The 1,037-nt window shown below is 63.5% G+C and carries 1 protein-coding gene; it reads right to left on the bottom strand.

Annotated features, from left to right (window positions below; all coding sequences use genetic code 11):
- The coding region (glyA, locus tag ACR0B0_RS20855) for a serine hydroxymethyltransferase (RefSeq protein ID WP_480649428.1) at positions 1-1,037 on the bottom strand (1,037 nt) is incomplete at both ends.

Raw genomic sequence — 1,037 nt, 5'->3', positions numbered from 1 at the left:
CCGTCGACCACTTCGATGATCCAGTCGGCGATCTGGCGGAATTCGACCTCGCCAAAGCCGCGGGTGGTGCCGGCGGGCGAGCCCAGGCGGATGCCGCTGGTGACGGTCGGTTTTTCCGGGTCAAACGGCACGCCGTTCTTGTTGCAGGTGATATGCGCGCGGCCCAGGGCCTTTTCGGTCGCGTTGCCCTTCACGCCTTTGGGGCGCAGGTCGACCAGCACCACATGGGTGTCGGTGCCGTGGGTCACCGTGTCCAGACCGCCCTTGATCAGCTGATCCGACAATGCCTGCGAATTGACGACGACCTGCTTGATATAGTCCTTGAACGCAGGCTGCAGAGCCTCGCCGAAGGCCACGGCCTTGGCCGCGATCACATGCATCAGCGGGCCGCCCTGAATGCCGGGGAAGATCGCCGAATTCACTTTCTTAGCGATACCTTCATCATTGGTCAGGATCATGCCACCACGCGGACCGCGCAGGGTCTTGTGCGTGGTCGTCGTCGCCACATGCGCGTGCGGGAAGGGGCTGGGGTGTTCGCCTGCCGCAACCAGACCGGCGAAATGCGCCATGTCCACGTGCAGATAGGCACCGACCATGTCGGCGATCTCGCGCATGCGGGCAAAGTCGATCACGCGCGGGATGGCCGAGCCTCCGGCGATGATCAGCTTGGGCTGGTGCTCTTTCGCCAGCGCCTCGACCTGATCATAATCCAGCATGTTGTCTTCCTTGCGGACGCCGTACTGCACCGCGTTGAACCACTTGCCCGACTGGTTGGGGCGCGCGCCGTGGGTCAGGTGACCGCCGGCATCCAGGCTCATGCCCAGAATGGTGTCGCCGGGTTGGATCAGCGCCTGGAACACGCCCTGGTTGGCCTGGCTGCCCGAGTTCGGCTGCACGTTGGCAAACTCGCACCCAAACAGCTGCTTGGCGCGGTCGATGGCCAGGTTTTCAGCGATATCAACGAATTGGCAGCCGCCGTAATACCGCCGACCAGGATAGCCTTCGGCGTATTTGTTGGTCATCACCGAGCCCTGCGC

The sequence above is a fragment of the Ruegeria sp. BA12 genome (assembly GCF_056539625.1).
The sequence above is the reverse complement of the archived record's forward strand: the minus strand, read 5'-3'. Positions and strand labels throughout refer to the sequence as shown.